Raw genomic sequence first — 20,947 nt, 5'->3', positions numbered from 1 at the left:
TTTTTCCAGGAGCTGTCCCCATGCCCGCCGCCAAACTGCTAAGCGAACTCAAGTCCCTGGGCGTCGAACTCTGGCCCCAGGATGGCCAACTGAAATTCCGCGCGCCCCAGGGCCTGCTCGACACCGAACGCCTGGCGCAACTGCGCGAACACAAGCAACAGATCCTGCATCTGCTGGAGACACAGGAACGCCCGCTCGTGCAGGCCGATCCGGCGCAGCACCACACGCCCTTCCCCCTCACCGATGTGCAGAATGCCTACCTGCTGGGCCGCCAATCGTCCTTCGGCTACGGCAATGTCGCCTGCCATGGCTACCTGGAACTGAGCTGGCCAACCCTGGACCCGCAGCAGGTGGAACAGGCCTGGAACCGCCTGATCGCCCGCCACGACATGCTGCGAGCGGTGATCGCCAGCGAAGGTTCGCAGCGTGTGCTGCCCGCCGTCGACCACTATCCTCTGGCCATCGCCGATCTGCGTGGCGCCACCCGCGAGCAGCACCAGCACGCGGTGCAACAGATTCGCCAGGCCATGGAGCAGAAGCTCTACCCCACCGAGGTCTGGCCGCTGTTCGAACTGCGTATGAGCCGCAGCGACAACGGCGACACACTGCACTTCTCCATGGACTCCCTGATTGCCGACTGGGCCAGCGCGCAGCTGCTGTTCAATGAGCTGGAGCTGTTGCTACAGGATCCACTGGCAACGTTGCCAGCCCTGGACATCACCTTCCGCGACTATCTACTGGCCGAGCGCAGTTTGCTCGAAGGCAGCCGCCACCAACGTGACCGTGACTACTGGCTGGCCCGCATCGACGCATTGCCCGCCGCCCCACAACTGCCGACGCCCCTGAGCGGCGAAGACACCCGCGTGCCCCGTTTCCAACGGAACTCGGCGCAGCTTGAGTCGCAGCCATGGGCCGCCCTGAAAAGCGCTGCCAGCGAACGCGGTCTTACCCCATCCATCGTTGTGCTGGCGGCCTACGTCGCCACGTTGCAGCGCTGGAGCCAGCAGCCTGCCTTCAGCCTCAACCTGACATTGCTCAACCGCCTGCCACTGCACCCGCAGGTGGATCGCCTGGTGGGCGACTTCACCTCGGTCAGCCTGTTGCAGGTCAACGATCCCGAAGGGCTGGACTTCACCGCCCAGGCACGCCAGTTGGGCAGCCAGTTGTTTGCCGACCTGGAGCACCGGCTATTTTCCGGCATCCAGGTCATGCGCGAAATCGGTCGCCGTCGTGGGCGTGAAGCGGCGGCCATGCCGGTGGTCTTCACCAGCGCCATCGGCCTGGGGATCGAGGCATCGCCGGCCAGTCAACGCCGGGTGGGCCACGGCATCACCCAGACGCCGCAGGTCACCCTCGATTGCCAAGTGATGGATGACGCCAACGGTCTGCACATCCATTGGGACGTGCGCCAAGGCGTATTCCCCGACGGCCTGGTGGACGACATGCAACAGGCCTTTGTCGCCGAACTGCAGTTGCTCGCCCTTGATCCGGCCGCCTGGGAACATCCGGTGCAAGTGCCGCTGCCGGCCTGGCAACAGCGTGAACGCCTGGCGGCGAATGCCACCGCCGCCCCGTTGCCCACCGGTCGCCTGCATGACGGTCTGCTGGCCATGGCTTGGGAACATCCTCACGCCCTGGCGGTGATCGATGCCAGTGGCAGCCTGACCTACGCCGCCCTTGCCGAACGCGCACTGGCCGTGGCCGCCACCCTGCGTGAGGCCGGGTGCGACGCGCAGGAACCGGTGGCGATCCTGATGCCCAAGGGTCTCGACCAGGTGGTGGCGGCCTACGGCGTGTTGCTCGCCGGCGCGGCCTATCTGCCCCTGGACAGCAACGCCCCGGTCGCACGCCGCGACCGCGTACTGCTAAGCGCCAAGGTGCGGCATGTGCTGGGGCATTCCCTGGCGCAGCCGAACACGCCGTTGCCCGAGACATTGCAATGGCACGCCGTAGACCGGTTGCCCTCGGCGGGCGCGGATTTCGAGCTGATCGAGGGCGGCCCCGATGACCTCGCCTACGTGATCTACACCTCCGGTTCCACCGGCGAACCCAAGGGCGTGATGATCAGCCATCGCGCCGCGCTCAATACCGTGCAAGACATCAACCGACGCTTCGACGTCAACGCCGATGACCGCGTACTGGGCCTGGCGCAGTTGAGTTTCGACCTGTCGGTGTATGACCTGTTCGGGCCCCTCGCCATGGGCGCAACCCTGGTGCTGCCCGACCCGGCACGTGGCGCCGACCCGTCGCACTGGGCCGAACTGGTGCAGCGTCATCAGGTCACGCTGTGGAACTCAGTGCCGGCACAACTGCACATGCTCGCCGACTACCTGCACGCCGAACCCCGCCCACTGGACAGTCTGCGCCTGGCCTTGCTGTCCGGTGACTGGATCCCGCTGAACCTGCCACCGCAACTCCTGGCGTTGCTGCCCAACCTGAAACTGGTGGGCCTGGGCGGCGCCACCGAAGCCTCGATCTGGTCGAACCTGCACCCCATCGGCGCCATCGACCCGGCGTGGCGCAGCATTCCCTACGGCCTGCCGCTGGCCAACCAGGGCTTTCGGGTACTCGACAGCCACTGGCGCGATGCGCCGACCTGGGTGCCGGGTGACCTGTATATCACCGGTGTCGGCCTGGCCCAGGGCTACCTGGGCGATCCGACATTGAGCGACGCACGTTTCTTTGCTCACCCGCTCGACGGTCAGCGCCTGTACCGCACCGGTGACCGTGGCCGCTATTTGCCGGGGGGTGAACTGGAATTCCTGGGCCGTGAAGACGGCCAGGTGAAAATCCGCGGCCATCGGGTGGAACTCGGTGAGGTCGAGGCCGCACTGCTCGCCACCCCTGGCGTGGACAGTGCGGTGAGCCTGGTCAGTGGCGACCTCTTGGCGTTCGTCACCGCCGCACGCGCCGAACCCGAGCCGCTGCCAGGCGCGCCGTTGCTCACGGCGGTCAAACGTTATGCCGACAGCCAGGTGGGCAGTTTCGATGCGCAACAGGTGCGCGAGTACCAGGCTGACCTGAGTGCCGCCGCATTGAGTTCGATGCTGGAGGTGTTGCTCAAGGCCGGACTGTTCAGCGGCGAACGGGCCGAACCGGACGCCGCCACAATCCTGCACGCCTTGCAGGCCGAGCCGCGCCACCATTGGCTGGTTCGCCGCTGGTTGGGCGCGCTGTGCGAGGCTGGTCTGCTGCACTACACCTACTCGCACTACCGCCTGGCGCAACCCGCGCCCAACCCGGCGCTGGCGTGGGGCCGGGTGGAACAAGCGGTCGCCTCGGGGCTGTGCAGCCAGGCGCTGCTCGACTACCAGCTCAACCATGTGTGGCAATTGCCGCAGTTGCTCAAGGGCGAGGTCAACCCGTTCGACTTGCTGTTCCCCCAAGGCCAACTGGACTTGGCCTTGCAGCTGTACGGCGGGGATGCCGTGTCGCGCTACAACAACCACAGCATCGCGGCGCTGATCAACCGCCTGGCCACCCACCATCAAGGCGACGGCCCGCTGCGCATCCTCGAAATCGGCGCGGGTACTGGCGCTACCAGCGCGCCGGTCATCGGCCTGCTCGATGGGCTGGAAGTCGACTACCTGTTTACCGACATGACGGCGTTTTTCCTGCCGGCGGCCAAGCAACGCTTTGCTGAACAGGCCTGGGTGCGCTATGGCGTGTTGGACATCGACCAGGACATCCGCCCCCAGGGTTTGGCCAGCAACAGCGTGGATATCGTGCTGTGTGCGGGCATGCTCAACAGCGTCAAGGACATCGACAATGCCCTCGGCCAGATCACCGAGTTGCTCAGCCCTGGCGGCTGGCTGGTGTTCAGCGAACCGACCGGCGAATGGCCGCCGATCCTGCTGACACAGGGCTTCATGATGACGCCGGCCAATGGCGACCACGACCAGGGCCGCAGTGGCCTGCGTGACGCCGATATCTGGCGGGCGCGGGTCAAGGCCTTCGGTGGCGAATGCCTGCCTGCCCTGCCCCAGGCCGATCATCCGCTGGCCGCCCTCGGCATGCAGGTATTCGCCGCGCGCTTCAAGGCCGGCGTGCAGCGCCTGAGTGTCGACAGCCTGCGCCGCGCCCTGGCCGAGCGCCTGCCGGACTACATGCTGCCAGCGCACCTGCAGGTACTCGACCGCTTGCCGCTGACCGCCAATGGCAAGGTCGACCGCAAGACCTTGGCCGGCTGGCGCCCTGCCGCCGATGCCCAGGCCTCCAGCAGCCAGGAAGCGCCGAGCGATCCGCTCAGCGCCGAGTTGTGCCGCCTGTGGGCCGACGCCCTGGGGCTGGCGCAGATCGGCGTCGAGGACAGCTTCTATGAAAAAGGCGCCGACTCGCTGATCCTCGCCCGCGTCGCTGGCCAACTGCGTGAGCAACTGCCCCAGGCCCAACGCCTGAGCTACGACACCTTGCTGCGCCAGATGCTCAACGAGCCGAATGTCGCCGCCCTCGCGCGCTTGCTCAATCAGGGCGAAGCCACGCCGGGCGCGATTGCCGCCAGCGGTGAAGCGCAACGCTCGTCAAGCAGCAACGCGCTGGTGGTGCCATTTGGCGGGGGTGACGTCGGCCCGGTCCGGGTGATGTTCCACGCCGCTCTCGGCACCCTGGATTACTTCCAGCACCTGGGCCGCGCCCTTGCCGACCAGCAGGCCGGTCCGGTGATTGGCTTCGCCGTGGCTGACACCGAACAGTACCTGGCGCTGGAGCCCAAACGCCTGATCGAGCGCGTGGCCGAGGACTACGCCGAGCGCTTGATTGCCGACGGTCATCAACGTTTTCAGCTGATCGGCTACTGCCTCGGCGGGCTGCTGGCCACTGAGGTTGCCCGGCGCTTGCTCGAACGCGGCATGGAGGTGGTCGACCTGAGCCTGATCGACAGCATCCCGATGTTCATCGACACCGACGAAGAGCTGGCCTACGAGGCGATCTTCGTACCCAACCTGAACCTGGACCCAGTGAAAACCGTGTTCGGCGCGCACATCGAAGACTACGACGTGTACCGCGCCATCGACTTGTTGATGGCGCGCGACAACCGCCGCGTGCCGGCCGGGGCCATGGCGGCGTTGAGCGGCGATCCGGGGCTGGACGCGCTGGCGCTGGCGGTCCAACAGCAATCGGCGCGCAGCCAGGAGGAGCGCCTGGCCGAATACGCACGCCTGGCCTCGGGCCAGGCCGGGGTGCCGATCGGCCCCGAACTGGTACCGACGCTGTTTCGTGTGTGCCGCCACAGCATGCGGGCGGCGCGGTTCGACCCGCCGCCGTTCCTCGGCAACATGACCTACCTGCGCTGCCTGGAGCAGCAATCGTTCGGCATTACCGGCGGCGTCGGGCATTTGGCCGCGCCGTTCTGGGAAGACGCCTGCCTGGGCCGCTTCGAGCTGATCGACGTGCCTGGCAACCACTTCAGCGTGATCGAACCGCCCCACGTCCACACCGTTACTGCGCACCTGCTTGAGGCCCTTCGGAAAAACTCATGACCACTGCCTTGGATACCCTGAAACGCCCAGTCAATCGCCTCATCCGTCTTGGTGTGGCGTTCGCCGCCCTCGGCGCATTGGTCAACCTGGTGCCCTTTATCGGCCTCACCGAACTGGGCCGCTTGCTGTTGGCCGGCAGCGCCGACAGCAAGACCCTGTGGCTGTGGGCCGCGCTGGTGGTGATCGCCCTGAGTGTGGGGTGGATGGCCAGTGGCGTGGCGCTGTGGTTGACCCATGTGGCTGACCACCGGCTGCAATCAAGTCTGCGCGAAGCCATGGTGCGCAAGCTCGGGCGCGTGCCGTTGGGCTGGTACACCGACACCACCTCCGGCGCCGTGCGCAAGGTGGTGCAAGACGACCTCGAAGACCTGCACCACCTGGTCGCCCACCACGCGGTGGAACTCACCGCAGCCATCGTCACGCCGCTGGCGGGCCTGCTGTGGCTGGCGACGTTGAACTGGCGGCTGGCGCTGCTGGCGGTGCTGACACTGCCCATCTACGCAGTGGCCTACACCCTGATGATGCGCGGTTTTGGCGCCAAGATGCAGTTGCTGGACAAGAGCATGACCCGGGTCAGCGCGGCCATTGTCGAGTTCGTGCACGGCATTGCCGTGGTCAAGGCGTTCGGCCAGATCGGCCAGGCGCACCGTAGCTATCAGCAGGCGGTCAACCAGTTCAGCGAGCAGTACGCCGGCTGGGTCAAGCCGCTGCTGCGCCTGGAAGCCTTTTCCTCGATGGCCTTGAGTGTGCCGGTGATCCTGCTGGTGAGCCTGGGGGTGGGTAGCCTGTTGCTGGCGCACGGTTGGATCACACCGCTGGAGCTGTTCGCCGAAACCCTAGTGGCGGTGGTCATCCCGCAATCGTTGCTGGTGATCAACCAGAGCCTCACGGCCCAGCGTACGGCCCTGGCGGCAGCGGATCGCATCGAAGCGCTGCTGGACGTTGAGGAATTGCCTACGCCCAAGGCCTGCGTCCAACCCCAGGGCAGCGACATCCGCTTTGAACAGGTGCAGTTCGGCTACGACGCCGAGCACCTGATCCTCAAGGGCGTCGACCTGCACTGCCCGGCCGGCAGCGTGACCGCATTGGTCGGCGCGTCCGGCGCCGGCAAGTCGACCCTGGCCAAGCTGGTGCCGCGTTTTCATGACGTCAACGCCGGCCGTATCTGTGTGGGCGGCGCCGATGTGCGCGAGATCGATCCGCGCCAGTTGTATCAACACGTGGGCTTCGTGTTGCAGGACGCCCAACTGGTGCACGGCACCGTCGCCGACAACCTGCGCCTGGGCCGCCCGGATGCCAGCGATGCAGAGGTCGAGGCGGCAGCGCGCTCGGCGCAGATCCATGCGCGTATCCAGGCCTTGCCCCGGGGTTATCAATCGGTGATCGGCGACGATGCGATCTTCTCCGGCGGCGAGGCGCAGCGCGTGTCCATCGCCCGCACGCTGCTGGCCGACACGCCAGTGCTGATCCTCGATGAAGCCACCTCCCACGCCGATCCCGAGTCCGAAGCATTGATCCAGGATGCGCTATCTGCCTTGGCACGTGGCCGCACGGTGCTGGTGATTGCCCATCGCCTCGCGAGCATCAGCGGCGTCGATCAGATCGTCGTCCTCGATCAGGGCCGCGTGCTGGAAAGCGGCCGCCATGAACACCTGCTGAACGCCAATGGCGCCTATGCCCGACTGTGGCGAGCCGGCACCGAAACCCCTGCCGTGGAGATGTCCCTGTGATTCGCAGCCTTGTGACCTTACTGGGCCCGGCCCATGCCCCGCGCCTCTACCGTTACCTGGCGTGGCTGGTGACCAGCGCCGTGCTGCAAGGCCTCGCCGTGGCGCTGCTGGTGCCGATCCTGCACGCGTTGTTCGCTGGCGACCTGCCCACGGCCACCGCCTGGCTGGCGGGCCTGGCGGCCATGGTGGTGCTGACCTGCATCGCCCATTACCAGCAGGCCATGAAGGGCTTCGCCCTGGCCTTGCTGGTGCTGACGACCTTGCATGATCGCCTCGGCCAGCACCTGGTCAGCCTGCCGTTGGGCTGGTTCAACTCGGAAAAGGTCGGGCGTCTGTCACGCAGCGCTACCAGCGGTACGTTGATGGTCACCGGTTTGTTTGCCCATTACCTGGGGCCGGTGGTGTCGGGGGTGGTGGTGCCGGCCACCGTGGCGCTGACGCTGTTCGTGTTCGACTGGCGCCTGGGCCTGACGGCTGTGTTGTGTGCGCCGCTGATCTACTTCACCCATCACTGGTCGGCCGCCGCCATCGGCAGCAACGATGCGCGAGTGGAAGCCGCCGCGACACTGGCTGGCAACCGGGTGGTGGAGTTCGCCCGCTATCAGCAAGTGCTGCGCGCATTTGGCCGCACCCAGGACGGCTACGCGCCGTTACAGGCGGCCAATCAGGCGCAAAAGCTGGCGGGTGGTTCGATGCTGTCGCAGACCTTTCCCAAGCTGCTCGCCGGTGGTTTGACCGTGCAGCTGGCCTTTGCGCTTCTGGTCGGCGTGGGCATTGCACTGGCGGCTCATGGTGAAATCGATGCGATCCAGTTGGTGGCCCTGCTCGCCCTGGCAGCACGATTCGTGGGGCCATTGGCCGAAGCCGCAGCACGCAGCGGCCTGTTGCGCATGGCCGGCAACGACCTGGATCAATTGGTGAGTATCCTGCGTGAGCCGCCGTTGCCCGAACCCGCCGTCAGCCTGCCCCTGTCAGCGCCCGGCAGCCTGGCCTTCGAACATGTGAGCTTCGCCTACCCGAGTGGCCCGACGGTGTTGCGCGACCTGACCTTCAGCGCACCGGCGCATTCGATGACCGCGATTGTCGGCGCGTCGGGCTCGGGCAAGACCACCGTCACCCGCCTGTTGATGCGTTTTTTCGATACCACGGCGGGTAGCGTCAAGGTCGGCGGCGTGGACGTGCGCGAGCTGTCCAACGCGGCGCTGATGGCGCAACTGTCGCTGGTGATGCAGGACGTGTACCTGTTCGACGACAGCCTGGAAGCGAATATCCGCGTCGGTAGCCCGGACGCCAGTGCCCGCGACGTCGCCGAAGCGGCACGGCTGGCCGGTGTCGATGAAATCGTCGCCCGCCTGCCGCAAGGCTGGAACACACCGGTGGGCGAAGGTGGCGCATCGTTGTCCGGCGGTGAGCGCCAACGCGTGTCCCTGGCGCGCGCCTTGCTCAAGCGTGCGCCCATCGTGCTGCTGGACGAAGCCACCGCCGCGCTCGACCCACACAACGAAGCCTTTGTACAGGCCGCGATTCAACGCCTGATGCAACACTCGACCGTGCTGGTGATCGCCCATCGTTTGCCGACCATCATGGCCGCCGACCAGATCCTGGTCCTGGACGAAGGTCGCCTGGTGGAGTCAGGCACCCACGCGCACCTGCTCAGCCTCAACGGTCGTTACGCCGGGTTCTGGCATGACCGTCAGCGCGCCGGTGGCTGGCGCCTGAATGCGCAGGCCAAGCCATGCTGATCGGGGTGCTGGGCGCCAGTGGCGACGTTGGCGTGGCCAGCGCACAGGCCTTGTTAAGCCTGGGCCTGCAGGACCTGCGCCTGGGCGGGCGTGACGCGCACAACGGCGCGCGCTGCCTGGCGCTGCTCCAGCAACAATGGCCCGAAGCACGCCTGCAATGGACGGCCGTGGATTTCAACGACACGCCAGCCCTGGCCAGGTTTGCCCGTGGCTGCGACGTCTTGCTCAACTGCGCCGGCCCCGCCTGGCGCGTGGCGGACCGTGTCGCGCAGGCCGCCTTGAACGCCGATGCGCCTTACGTCGACGCTGCGGGCGATATCCAGCTCGACCCGGCTTTATGGCGCGGGCGCAGCGCGGTGCTTGGTGCGGGTCTGCAACCGGGCCTCACCGGCTTGCTGCCACGCTGGCTGGCGCTGCAGGGGTTTACACGGGTGCTGGGGCTGAACAGCTATTTCGGTCTGCGTGACCATTTCACTGCAGTCGCCGCCGACGACTTCCTGCAAGGGGCGGTAGACGGCACCAGCGAGCCCTTGGCGGCCTGGCACAACGGCCGTTGCAGCCGCACACTGCGACGCAGGCGCGACGTGCTGCTGCCGTGTTTCCCCGGGCCGGTGCATGTGCTGCCCTACCTGAACCGGGAAGGCGAACGCTTGGCCAGGGACCTGCGCCTGGAAACAGGCCAGTGGTTCAACGTGATGACCGACGGCCATGTACTCAAGGTCCTCGACCAGGCGCACAGCCTGTCGCGTGCCGAAGCGGTGCAACGCTTATGTACGGCCAGCCAGCTGGACCTCAGTGGCCAGCCTTCCTTTGTCACGTTGTTGCTGCAACTCGATGGCCTCTGCGACGACCAGGCGTACACCCGCAGCTTGGTCGTCAGCGGCGCGGGCAATGCGCCTCTGACCGGCGCCATGGCGGCAGTCACGGTGGTGAGTGTGCTCGAAGGCGAAATCCGCCCAGGCTGCCATGACGCCGCGTACGCGTTGCCGCCCGCCGCCAGCCTTGAGCGCCTGCAACGCACTCAGGCGATCCGCGCACTGACCCTGCTGGACCACCCACTCGCACACCTGCAACACGCCGAAGAAGGTTGCCTATGAATACCGCCCTTAACGCACTGGAACAACTGAGCCTGGGTGTCATGGCCGACGTGCTCTTGCGTACACAGGCCTTGCCGATGCAGGTCTGGCGAACCGCCGCACAGCTTAACCAAGCGCTCGGCACCGCACCGCGCCACGCCTGGATCGTGCGGCGCTGGCTCGCGGCGTTGTCGCGTACCGAAGCCGTGCAGGTAGACGGCGAGCGGTTGGCCTGGAATGGCACGCCGCCTCAAGCCGCCATCGGCGATTTGCCAGGGTTGTATGCCGAGCTGGGGTTCCCGTCGAGCATGGCGCAACTCCATGCCCAGGTCATCGAGTGCCTGCCCGAGTTGCTGCGCGACCGCATCGCCCTGGCGCCGTTGCTGGTGCTCGCCGGGGACCCGGTGGCGGTACTCGGTGCGTACCAGCACAACCACTTCACCGCCGCGATCAACCAGACGCTCGCGGCCCGTGCGCGGGAAGCCAGCGCCGCCGACGACGTGTTGCAGGTGCTGGAGCTCGGCGGCGGGGCCGGCTGTACCACGCGTGCCGTGCTGGCAGCCCTGGAGAACCGTGAAAAAGCTTATCGCTTCACTGATATCAGCTCACTGTTCACCGGCGCGGCTCAGCGCGCATTCCGCCTGGAGCCCGGTATGCAATTGGGCCTGCTCGACCTGGACCGCGACTTCAGCGCGCAAGGCATCGCGACCCGTAGCCAGGACCTGGTGATCGCCGGCAACGTGCTGCACAACGCCTGCGACCTGCCGCGCAGCCTGGCGCGAATCCGCGCTTGCCTGCGCGACGGCGGCACCTTGCTGTTCAGCGAATCCATCGCCGACAACCCGGCGATGCTGACCTTCATGCACCTGTTGCTGTCTCCGCCGGCCGGCGCGCCGCTACGGACCACCGATGAGGTGTTCATGCCACCCGAAGTCTGGCGCCAGGCCTTGCACGTCGCGGGCTTTGAGTTGCTCGACCTGTGGCCCGCGGCGACCGACCCGCTGGCCGCCGCCGGGCAACGTCTGTTCCATGCCACCGGAGTTTCCCGATGAACGTCGACACCCTGCTGATCGACCTGCCCACTGCGCCCTGGCAACTGCCTGCGTTTACCGACCTGGGCGTTCATCAATTGGCGCCGGCCCGGCTGTTGGCCTTGCTTGAGCGCCAACGCCCAGCTGTGGTGATGATGAGCGCCGAACAGCTGGAGCGCCTGCTGGATTTCCCCGCATTGGCGTTGAGTGATTTGAGCCACCTGCAACAGGTGCTGTTCGTCAGCCACCGCCCGGGTGACTGGCAGCTCGCAGAGCGTGCGGCGGCGCAACTCGATTGCCGCGTGCAAGGTTTCACGGAGCAATGGCACGACTTGGCCCGCGTCAAGCTGGCGCATCAGCGCTGGCGTGAGCGCGCTTTGGGCCATCCTCAAGTCAGTGCCGTTGCCCTGCACGGCCAGACGCTGTTCGTGGTGCCGCGTCCCTGCCCGAGTAGGCCGGTGGATGATCACCTGGCCGCAACCGAGGCCGCCCTCGACCAAGCCTTTGAACCCGCGCAACTGGTGGAGGCGGTGCGACTTAATGACCGACTGGGTCACGCCGCGCTCCTCTCCATGCTCAATGGGCTTGAGCAGTGTGGGTTGCTGCCGGCACCGCTTAATGACGTGGCCCACAGCCTGGCACTGGCGGGCATTACCCCTGGTCACCGGCCGTTGATTGTGCGCTGGCTGGATGTGCTGCAGTCCCAAGGCCTGTTGCAACGCGTCGCCGATCGGTTGCAGCCCACCCTCGACGCGACTGCCTGGAACGATATCGCCCTGGAAACTATCTGGGCGCAGTTGAGCGTGGAGTGGGCGCGCAACACAGGCGGCAGCGGCACCCTCGACTATGCGCGGGAAAATGCGCGGCAGTTGCCGTTGTTGATGCGCGGTGAGTGTGCGGCAGTGCACCTGCTGTTTCCCGAAGGCCGCACCGAACGTGCGGCGGCGCTGTACCGCGAGAGCCTCGCAGCGCAATACCAGCACCGCGCCGTCGCGCACTGGATCGGCGCCTGGGCCGCACGCCAGCCGGCCGGTGTGCCGCTGCGCGTGCTGGAAGTCGGCGCGGGCACCGGGTCCACCACCCAAGCGGTGTTGCCCGCCTTGGCGAATGCCAGCGTGGACTATCTGTGCACTGACGTATCGCGCTACTTCAGCGAGCAAGCCGCCGAGCGGCTCAAGGACTGGCCATGGGTGCGTCACGGCGTGTTCGATATCGACCGCCCGGCCCTGGCCCAGGGTTACCCCAGCCAGAGCTGGGACCTGATCGTTGCCGGGGGCGTACTGAATGCAGCCCGCGACACCGAGCGGTCCCTGGCCACCCTGCTCGCCTTGCTCAAGCCGGGCGGCTGGCTGGTGTTCAGCGAACCGACCCAAGAGGAATTCTGGGTGATGGCCTCCCAGGCTTTCATGCTCAACCAGGCCAGCGACGAACGCCAGCTCAGCAGCGCCACCTTCCTCGACCTGTCGCAGTGGCAAAGCGCATTGGCGCGGGCCGGATTCCACGGCAACCGCAGCCTGCCCGCCGCCACACACCCGCTGGCGCGCCTGGGCCATCGCGTATTCGTGGCCCAGGTCCCGGCCCAACGCCTGAGCCGCGCCGCACTGGCGGCCCACCTGGAAGACCCCGAATTGCAGCTTGAGCTGCTCGACCATTTGCCCGACCTCAGCACCGCCAAGGACTTGCCATGACCCCGCTGGCCTACCCGTTCAACCGCTTCACCGACCTCAAGCTGGCGCAACCCTATCGCCATGCCCAACAGGCACCGGGGCTGTTGCGCATCCAGATGCCCATCGGCGCCCCCGCCTGGCTTGCCACTCGCTATGACGACGTACGCCTGGTGCTCGGCGACCGGCGCTTCAGCCGCAGCGAAGCGTTCCGCCGCGACGATAGCCCGCGTGCCTTCCCACGCATCGCCGGTGGCATCGTGATGATGGATCCGCCGCAACTCACGCGAATCCGCTCGCGCGCCGCCCAGGCTTTCACCCGCCGCCGCGTCGAAGCCCTGCGTCCCCACGCCCGCGACTACGCCCATCAGTTGATCGACCGCATGCTCGCCGCCGGCCCGCCGGCCGATCTGGTCAACGACTATGCCTTGCCGTTACCGCTGGCGCTGATCTGCGAGCTGCTGGGTGTGCCGGTGCAGGACCGTGATCGTTTCAAAGTGTGGAACGACTCCCTGCTGTCGACCCGCCCTGAAGACGCGGATCAGACCCAGCGTCACTTGGGCGAGCTGGCCGCGTACATCAAAGACCTGGTGGCCGAACGTCGACGCGCGCCACGGGATGACTTCATGACCGCCCTGACCCAGGCCGACGAAAAAGGCGAGTCCCTCAACGAGGAGCAATTGCTGCTGTTGTGCATTGCGATCCTGGTCGCCGGTTACGAAGGCAGTGCCTCGCAGATCCCCAACTTTATCCAGGTGCTGCTGGACAACCCCGCGCAGTGGCAACAGCTCAAGGCCGATCCCGAGCAGATACCGCAGGCGGTCGAAGAGCTGCTGCGCTACATCCCGCTGGCCTCGGCGGCGATGTTTGTGCACTACGCGCTGGAAGACATTCAGGTCGGTGAAACCCTGGTGCGCCAGGGCGACGCGGTGTTCGCCTCGATCGGCGCCGCCAACCATGACCCGGCCCGCTTTGAAAACCCACAGGCGCTGGACCTGCAACGGGATGCCAGCGGCCATTTCGGCTTCGGGCACGGCCTGCATCACTGCATCGGCTCAGCCCTGGCGCGGGTCGAATTGCAGGAGGCGCTGCACGCCCTGGTGGTGCGCCTGCCCAGCCTGCAGCGCTGTGGCGACGTGCAATGGAAAACCGCGACGTTCTTTCGCGGCGCCCACTGCCTGCCGGTGACCTGGTCATGAGCCGCCCGACTGCACGCAAACGCGTGATCGTCGCCGGCACTGCGTTTGGCCGTATCTACCTGCAAGCGCTGGCACGCGCCCAGGCCGACTATGAACTGGTGGGCATCCTGTCACGCGGCAATGCCTACTCGCGCGCCTGCGCCGCGCACTACGGCGTACCGTTGTACGAGGCGGTGGAGCAAATACCGGATGACGTCGACATCGCCTGCGTGGTGGTGCGCTCCGGCGCCACAGGCGGTGCCGGCAGCGAGCTGGCCCAGCAACTGCTGCGACGCGGCATCCACGTGCTGCAGGAACACCCGGTGCACCACCGCGAAATCGCGGCGTGCATGCAGGCCGCTCGTCAAGGCCAGGCAGCCTACGCGGTGAACACGCTGTACCCGAATATCCTCGCGATCCGGCGTTTTCTCGCCGTGGCCGAGTACCTGCGCGAACAGCAGGGGCTGGCGTACATAGACGCGGCCTGCAACAGCCAGGTGGCCTACCCGCTGCTGGACATTCTCGGGCGCCTGGCCGGTGGCCTGCGGCCCTGGGTGTTCGCAGCGCCTGCCGCCGGGGTCGGGGCGCAGCCTTTCACGCGGCTCAACGCGAGTTTCAACGGGGTGCCAATCAGCCTGCGCATCCAGAACCAGGTGCACCCCCGGGATCCGGACAACCATTCCTTCCTGTTGCATCGCCTCGAAGTGGGCTGCGAAGCCGGCGTGCTGAGCCTGGGCGACACCCATGGCCCGGTGCTGTGGAACCCGCGCCTGCATGCCCCACGGGACAACACCGACCGCCTGATCATGGCCGGCCCCGGCAGCGAACGCCTGGCCGGCCCGACAATGGTGGTGCTCGACCCGCAGATTCCAGCGAGCTACCACCAGGTGTTCAACCAGCTCTGGCCCGACGCGGTCAGCCTTGCGCTGGGTGAACTGTGTCGCGACATCGACGACCCCGCACGCCGCCTGCGCAGCGGCGTGTGGGCCACCGAGGTGTCCATGGCCTGGCGCGAAATGAACGGCCTGATCGGCATGCCCGAACTGATCGAGCCCAGGGTGCCGCGTGCGCTGTCACTGGCCGAACTCCATGCCCGTGCCGACGCCGTACAACCCCCTTGCGGTGACGACACCGCCCAACTGCTGGGAGCCCTCCCGTTTTGAACACTGCCCTATCCTCTTCCGCCTGCAGCCATGTGCTGCTGTGGGTGCGCGACTTGCATCAGGCCGTGGCGAATTTTCGCGCCGCCGGCTTCGAGGTCACTTACGCCACCGCTGAAGCCAGCGCACAACACGCGCACATCTGGTTCAGCCAGGGGCCGATCATCGAACTGCTGACCACGCCGCGCCATGCCTGGCTGTTCAAGTGGCCCATTGACTGCCTGGCCGGCCGGGGGGCCGGGCGGCGCATGTTGCGTTGGGCCGCACAGGGCGAAGGCTTCTGCGACCTGGCCCTGCTGTGCGAAGACCCGGTCCTGGCGCCACGCCTCAAGGGCCTGGCGGCTTGCGGCGTGAGCATGGGACGTACGGTGAATTGGCGGCGCACCTGCGTCGATGGCAGTCAGACGCGCTTTCGTTTCGTGTACCCGCGCCATGATCGCTTGCCGTTCCTGGTCACGCCCTACTCACCGTCCCAGCACCCGGCGCACAGGGTCCACCCCAATGGCGCTACCGGGTTGGCCGCGATTCACTTGGGCGTACACCCCGACGATCACGCCGCCCTTCACCTGCTGGCTGGCGATGATCCGCTGCTGCGCCTGCAACCGGCCATGCACACCGGCGTACAGGCGGTGCAAGTCACCGGCCTTGCGCACCCGCTGAATCTGCACGGTGCCCAGTTGCTGGGCTGCCCGACTGCCCAAGGAGATTGCCATGCTTGATGGATGCACTGACTGGCCCGACGACTTTATTCGCCGCTACCGCGAGCAAGGCTACTGGCGCGGCGTGCCCTTGGGCGAACTGCTGCGCGAGCAGGTCCGGCGCACGCCAGACAAGGAGGCGCTGGTAGACGGCTCGCGGCGCTGGAGCTACGCCGAGCTCGATCATGAGGCCGACCGCCTGGCCGCCGGCCTTGCCGAGCGCGGGCTGGTGGCTGGCCAGCGGGTGCTGGTGCAGTTGCCGAATATCGCCGAATTCTTCAGCCTGACCTTCGCCCTGCTGACGCTGGGCGTGATCCCGGTGTTTGCGCTGCCGGCCCATCGCGAACACGAACTGGCGCACCTGGCACACCTCAGCCAGGCAGTGGCCTATGTGATTGTCGATCAGCATCTTGGCTTTGACTATCGCCCGTTGGCGCGCACGCTGCGCGAGCAAGTGCCGAGCCTGCAACAGGTGTGGGTGGTCGGTGCCGCCGAGGAATTCGTGCCGCTGGCGCAGTGCGTGGCCAGTCCGCGCGAACTGCCTGCGCCGGATTCGCGGGAGGTGGCGGTGCTGCTGCTGTCCGGCGGCACCACCGGCCTGCCCAAACTGATTCCGCGCACCCATGACGACTACGCGTGCAATGCGCGCCTGGCCGCCCAGGCGTGTGGGTTCGATGCCGATACCCGATACCTCGCCGCACTGCCGGTGGCGCACAACTTCCCCCTCGCCTCTCCCGGTGCTTTGGGCGTGTTCAGTGTCGGCGCTACCCTGGTGTTGGCGCCGGAACCGAGCCCGGACACCGCCTTTGAGCTGATCGAACGCGAACGCATCACCCACACGGCCCTGATCCCACCGCTGGTGTTGCTGTGGCTGGAAGTCGCGCAATGGTCCGATGACGACCTGAGCAGCCTGCAATGGCTGCAGGTCGGCGGCGCCCGGCTCAAGGCCGAGATCGCCGCACGCATCCGCCCGGTCTTGGGCTGTGGCCTGCAACAGGTGTACGGCATGGCCGAGGGCTTGCTGTGCTTCACGCCACTGGATGATCCGCAGGCGCGGGTGTTCGACACCCAGGGGTTGCCGCTGACCGCCGACGACGAGATCCGCATCGTCGACGCCGACGACCAGCCGGTCGCCCCCGGCACCGTCGGTGAATTGCTGGTGCGCGGCCCTTACACCATTCGCGGCTATTACAACGCCGCCGAGCAGAACCAGCGCGCGTTTACCGCCGACGGTTTTTACCGCAGCGGCGACCTGGTGCGGCGCCTGCCCGAAGGGCATTTGATTGTCGAGGGTCGCAGCAAGGATGTGATCAATCGCGGGGGCGAGAAAATCCCCGTGGAAGAGATCGAGAACCTGCTGCTCGGCCATCCGTTGATTCGCGATGTAGCGCTGGTGGCGCTGGCCGACGATTTGCTCGGCGAACGTAGCTGCGCCTGTGTGCTGGCCCACGGCGAGCGACCCGACCTGGCCTCGATCAACGCCTGGCTGCGCGAACGTGGGCTGGCCGCCTACAAGTTGCCAGATCGCTTGCAGGTGCTGCGCGAGTTCCCGTTGACGCGCCTCGGCAAGGTCAACCGCAAGGCCTTGGCAGAACAGGTGCTGGCGCTATGAGCGGCACTGCATCGCCATGGCTGCGTGTGCTGCGAGAAAGCCAACAGGCGCGGGCACGCCTAGTGTGCCTGGCCCATGCCGGGGGCAGCGCGAGTTTTTTCCGTCCGTGGCTGGCGCACCTACCGGGGGATATCGACCTGCTGGCCGTGCAATCTCCGGGACGCGAAGAGCGTTTCAACGAAACGCATATCCGCTGCCTGGATAGTCTCGCCGGGCACATTGGCGCAGCACTGCAAACGTTGCCCGCCCGGCCTTTGCTGCTGTTCGGCCACAGCATGGGCGCCGCCCTCGCCTACGCCGTGGCAGTGCGCCTGCAAGCGGCGGGCTCTGGCGCCGCCCATGTGTTCGTCTCGGGTCACGCGCCGCCACACCGGCAACCAGACAGTGACCTGCACCGCCAGGACGACGCCGCGCTGATCGCCGACATCCTGCGCCAGGACGCCGACGCCGCCGGCCTGTGGGCCAATCTCCAATTGCGTGCGTTGTTCCTGCCAACCCTGCGCAGCGACTACCAGGCCATCGAAACCTGGCGCCCCCAGCAGCTTACCCGCTTGTCGGCGCCACTCGACGTGCTGCTGGCCCGCGATGACGCAGAAGTGAGCCTTGAGCAGGCCCGTGCCTGGGCTGACCTCAGCAACCACACCCCGGATATCCGCCTGTTCGACGGCGACCACTTTTACCTCAAGCATCAGCCGCGACCGGTGATCCATCACCTGTTGCAACGCACTGCCTACCTACAGGGAGACTCGGTATGAAAACCCCGGAACACTGCACTGGCCTTTCGGACATTCGTGAAGCCATCGACAGCCTCGACCAGCAGATAATCGAGACCCTCGGCCTGCGCATGCAGTACGTCAAGGCCGCCTCCGCGTTCAAGCCCGACCAGGCCAGCATCGCCGCCCCGGAACGTGTCGCGGCGATGCTGCCGCAACGTCGGCAATGGGCGCAGGAGGCTGGATTGGACGGAGAGTTTATCGAGGGGTTGTTCAACCAGATCATCCACTGGTACATCGCCGAGCAGACCGCCTTCTGGTTGCAGAAAAAGAGCAAGGTGGTATGAACCTGGACGCGTTGCTCAAGGTATTCCAGACCGCGCACCAGCGTGCGGTCGCGTATCAACGGCCAGTCATCGCCGTATCTTCACACCCTGCACCGACGCTGGAGGCCCTGGCCCTTTACGAAGCCCACCGGCAGGGTTTCTTCTGGCGCGCGCACTCGCCAGACCTGACACTGTTCGGCCTGGGCTGCGCCTGGCAGATCGAGGCCAGCGGCCCCCAGCGCATGCTCGACGTCGACCGGCAATGGTTCGCCCTGTGCGCCGACGCGGTGATCGACGGGCCCAAGGCACCATTGCTGCTGGGCGGCATGCGCTTCGATGAACAACGGCCGTGCGCGCCACATTGGGCCGCCTTCGCTGACGCCAGTTTTCAACTGGCCCATTGGTTGCTCAGCGAGGATGCCAACGGCCGCTGGCTGCGTTGCCAGCGTGTGGTCGAACCCGACAGCGATCCGGCCACACTGGCACGCGAAAGCCTGGCCGCCTATGAGCAACTGCTCAACCCGCCCGCCTCGGCGACCGCTGCGCCCGACGTCATCGAACGCAACGCGCTGCCTTCGCACCAATGGCAGGCCAAGGTCGATACGGCGTTGCAGGCCATTAGGCGCTGCGATTTGAACAAAGTGGTGTTGGCGCGGCATATCGAGTACCAGCTGGACGCGGCCCTCAACAGTGGTGCAGTGATGCAGCGGCTGCACGCACGACGCAACGCGTCCCATCTGTTCGCGCTGCACCGTGGCGAGCATTGCTTCATGGGGGCCACCCCCGAACGACTGCTCAGTTGCCAGGAGGGTCGCCTGACCACCCACGCCCTGGCCGGCAGTGCGCGACGTGGCATCACCGCCGACGAGGATCACGCCATCGGTGAACGGTTACTGGCCGATCCCAAGGAACAATATGAACACCAACTGGTGGTGCAGACCATCACCCAGGCCTTGAACGGCAAGGTCAGCGACCTCCAGGCCGCGTCATGCCCCGGCCTGCTGAAACTAGCCACCGTGCAGCACCTGAGCACGCCGATCGCAGCGCAACTCAACCCCGACAAGCGTTTGCTGGATGGTATCCAGGCGCTGCACCCGACCCCGGCGGTCGGTGGTTTGCCAAGAGCGACAGCCATGAGCTTCATCCGTCGCCACGAAGGCTTTGACCGCGGCTGGTATGCGGCACCCGTGGGCTGGCTGGACTCAAAGGGCAATGGAGATTTTCTGGTAGCCCTGCGTTCGGCGCTGATCACCCCTCAACACTGTCATTTGTTCGCAGGGTGCGGGATTGTTCATGGCTCTTGGCCTGCCGATGAGTATGAGGAAACTCAAATCAAGCTTGCCAGCATGGAACATGCATTACTGCTCTTCCCACGCAGATCAAAAACGTAGGAGCGAAGTTTAGCTACAACTGAACGATGCCCCATTCGATAACTACGCAAATCTTTTTGGAGCACCTGTCTAACTTGAGTGAATTTTCTCCTACATCCTAAAAGCGACTGAACATACTTCAGATTTTTTACTGAATGAGTAATCTGCTCACTTGATGCTGTCTCCTGACTCACACGGGACAGCATCATGCCAATTAAAAATATCCACAGTTTGTTGCTACTTCCAATAGCATTGGCCTACAGCAGCAGCTATGCCGCATCTGCCCATGAGCAGGATCAGCTCAGTCTAGTCCAGCGGCAACTCGACATTATCGAACGCCTTGCAACGCAAGCTGAGGCAGCCAGCACGGCTGAACCTGACGATCGCTATCGCTTCGACTATCCCCGCCTGTCTCAGGACATCCAACGTATTCGCCAGGGCGTGCAGGGCTACCTGTCTCCCTCTCGCGCTCAGCCCCGCGACCCCACTGAATTAGTCGGCGACTACTGCCTCGACACTCGGCCCACGGAGCCGTCGCCATGAGCATGACTGACGCGCAGAGCTCAGCTTTCCAAAACGCCTCCGGCTTCGCACCGCAGAGCAGTTCGACAATGTGGCTGTCCCTGACTCTGGTCCTGGCTTTGCTTTGGTGTGCCTGGGTGATGTGGACGGCTTATCGGGGTTGGGCGACCGGCAGTGTGCGCTTCGGCGCGTTTGGCGGAAGTGCCGCACGCATACTTCTCACCTTGCTGGTTTTGATGTTCTTCACTCTGTCCTAACACCGGAGATCACCATCATGCTCAAGTGCTTTGTCCCCCTGAAAAACAATCTGCGTGATCGTGCCAGTCAGCGGCTGATCGGTCTGCTGCTGGTGCTCGGTCCAAGCCTGGCTTTTGCCGAACTACCGACCATGGAAGCTCCTTCCCGTGGTGAAGGTTCCGGGTTGATCGAGACAATCAAAAACTACGCCTACGACGGCGGCATCCTGCTCGGCCTGCTGATCGCACTGCTCGCTTTTCTCGGTGTGGCCTGGCATTCCCTGACGGTGTATGCCGACGTGCAGAACCAGCGCAAGACTTGGAAAGACCTCGGCGCCGTCGTCGGCATCGGAGCCTTGCTGGTAGTGATCATCATCTGGTTTCTGACCAAGGCTGCCGCCATTCTGTGAGG

General features: G+C 65.8%; 16 protein-coding genes. All 16 read left to right on the top strand.

Annotated elements, in window-relative coordinates; translation table 11 throughout:
• Positions 1–20 precede the first annotated feature (20 nt).
• A complete protein-coding gene (locus BFQ04_RS10370; protein ID WP_065950734.1) occupies positions 21–5,477 on the top strand; it encodes a non-ribosomal peptide synthetase in 5,457 nt (1,818 codons plus the stop codon).
• Complete coding sequence (locus BFQ04_RS10365) at positions 5,474–7,207, top strand: ABC transporter ATP-binding protein (protein WP_065950733.1); 1,734 nt, start codon at positions 5,474–5,476, stop codon at positions 7,205–7,207. The genes BFQ04_RS10370 and BFQ04_RS10365 overlap by 4 nt, the downstream gene beginning before the upstream one ends.
• Positions 7,204–8,949 (top strand): ABC transporter ATP-binding protein, encoded by a 1,746-nt coding sequence (locus BFQ04_RS10360; RefSeq protein WP_065950732.1) that lies wholly within the window; start codon positions 7,204–7,206, stop codon positions 8,947–8,949. Before BFQ04_RS10365 ends, BFQ04_RS10360 begins: the two co-directional genes overlap by 4 nt.
• A complete protein-coding gene (locus BFQ04_RS10355; RefSeq protein ID WP_065950731.1) occupies positions 8,943–10,046 on the top strand; it encodes a saccharopine dehydrogenase NADP-binding domain-containing protein in 1,104 nt (367 codons plus the stop codon). The genes BFQ04_RS10360 and BFQ04_RS10355 overlap by 7 nt, the downstream gene beginning before the upstream one ends.
• Positions 10,043–11,077 (top strand): class I SAM-dependent methyltransferase, encoded by a 1,035-nt coding sequence (locus BFQ04_RS10350; protein WP_065950730.1) that lies wholly within the window; start codon positions 10,043–10,045, stop codon positions 11,075–11,077. Before BFQ04_RS10355 ends, BFQ04_RS10350 begins: the two co-directional genes overlap by 4 nt.
• Positions 11,074–12,744 (top strand): class I SAM-dependent methyltransferase, encoded by a 1,671-nt coding sequence (locus BFQ04_RS10345; RefSeq protein WP_065950729.1) that lies wholly within the window; start codon positions 11,074–11,076, stop codon positions 12,742–12,744. Before BFQ04_RS10350 ends, BFQ04_RS10345 begins: the two co-directional genes overlap by 4 nt.
• Entirely contained in the window at positions 12,741–13,919 is a 1,179-nt protein-coding gene (locus BFQ04_RS10340) for a cytochrome P450 (RefSeq protein ID WP_065950728.1), read from the top strand. The genes BFQ04_RS10345 and BFQ04_RS10340 overlap by 4 nt, the downstream gene beginning before the upstream one ends.
• The gene (locus BFQ04_RS10335) at positions 13,862–15,061 is read left to right on the top strand and encodes a Gfo/Idh/MocA family oxidoreductase (RefSeq protein WP_256544571.1); all 1,200 of its coding nucleotides are present in this window, start codon (positions 13,862–13,864) and stop codon (positions 15,059–15,061) included. Before BFQ04_RS10340 ends, BFQ04_RS10335 begins: the two co-directional genes overlap by 58 nt.
• Entirely contained in the window at positions 15,058–15,777 is a 720-nt protein-coding gene (locus BFQ04_RS10330; RefSeq protein WP_065950727.1) for a VOC family protein, read from the top strand. Before BFQ04_RS10335 ends, BFQ04_RS10330 begins: the two co-directional genes overlap by 4 nt.
• Complete coding sequence (locus tag BFQ04_RS10325) at positions 15,770–17,368, top strand: (2,3-dihydroxybenzoyl)adenylate synthase (RefSeq protein ID WP_065950726.1); 1,599 nt, start codon at positions 15,770–15,772, stop codon at positions 17,366–17,368. The genes BFQ04_RS10330 and BFQ04_RS10325 overlap by 8 nt, the downstream gene beginning before the upstream one ends.
• Positions 17,365–18,123: a thioesterase II family protein gene (locus BFQ04_RS10320; protein WP_065950725.1), complete on the top strand. Its 759-nt coding sequence runs from the start codon at positions 17,365–17,367 to the stop codon at positions 18,121–18,123. Before BFQ04_RS10325 ends, BFQ04_RS10320 begins: the two co-directional genes overlap by 4 nt.
• Positions 18,120–18,428, top strand: coding sequence for an isochorismate lyase (locus tag BFQ04_RS10315; RefSeq protein WP_065950724.1), 309 nt, complete (start codon positions 18,120–18,122; stop codon positions 18,426–18,428). Before BFQ04_RS10320 ends, BFQ04_RS10315 begins: the two co-directional genes overlap by 4 nt.
• Positions 18,425–19,798, top strand: a complete 1,374-nt coding sequence (locus BFQ04_RS10310; protein ID WP_065950723.1) for an isochorismate synthase — start codon at positions 18,425–18,427, stop codon at positions 19,796–19,798. The genes BFQ04_RS10315 and BFQ04_RS10310 overlap by 4 nt, the downstream gene beginning before the upstream one ends.
• Before the next feature lie 186 nt (positions 19,799–19,984).
• Positions 19,985–20,320: an integrative conjugative element protein, RAQPRD family gene (locus BFQ04_RS10305; protein WP_065950722.1), complete on the top strand. Its 336-nt coding sequence runs from the start codon at positions 19,985–19,987 to the stop codon at positions 20,318–20,320.
• On the top strand, positions 20,317–20,556 hold the full coding sequence (locus BFQ04_RS10300) for a TIGR03758 family integrating conjugative element protein (protein WP_065950721.1): 240 nt from the start codon (positions 20,317–20,319) through the stop codon (positions 20,554–20,556). Before BFQ04_RS10305 ends, BFQ04_RS10300 begins: the two co-directional genes overlap by 4 nt.
• A gap of 17 nt (positions 20,557–20,573) precedes the next feature.
• The gene (locus BFQ04_RS10295; protein ID WP_065950720.1) at positions 20,574–20,945 is read left to right on the top strand and encodes a TIGR03745 family integrating conjugative element membrane protein; all 372 of its coding nucleotides are present in this window, start codon (positions 20,574–20,576) and stop codon (positions 20,943–20,945) included.
• Positions 20,946–20,947 lie beyond the last annotated feature (2 nt).

Source organism: Pseudomonas sp. 37 R 15, assembly GCF_900004865.1.
Taxonomy (GTDB): Bacteria; Pseudomonadota; Gammaproteobacteria; order Pseudomonadales; family Pseudomonadaceae; genus Aquipseudomonas; species Aquipseudomonas fluorescens_AM.
This window is presented reverse-complemented; position numbering and strand designations above follow the sequence as displayed.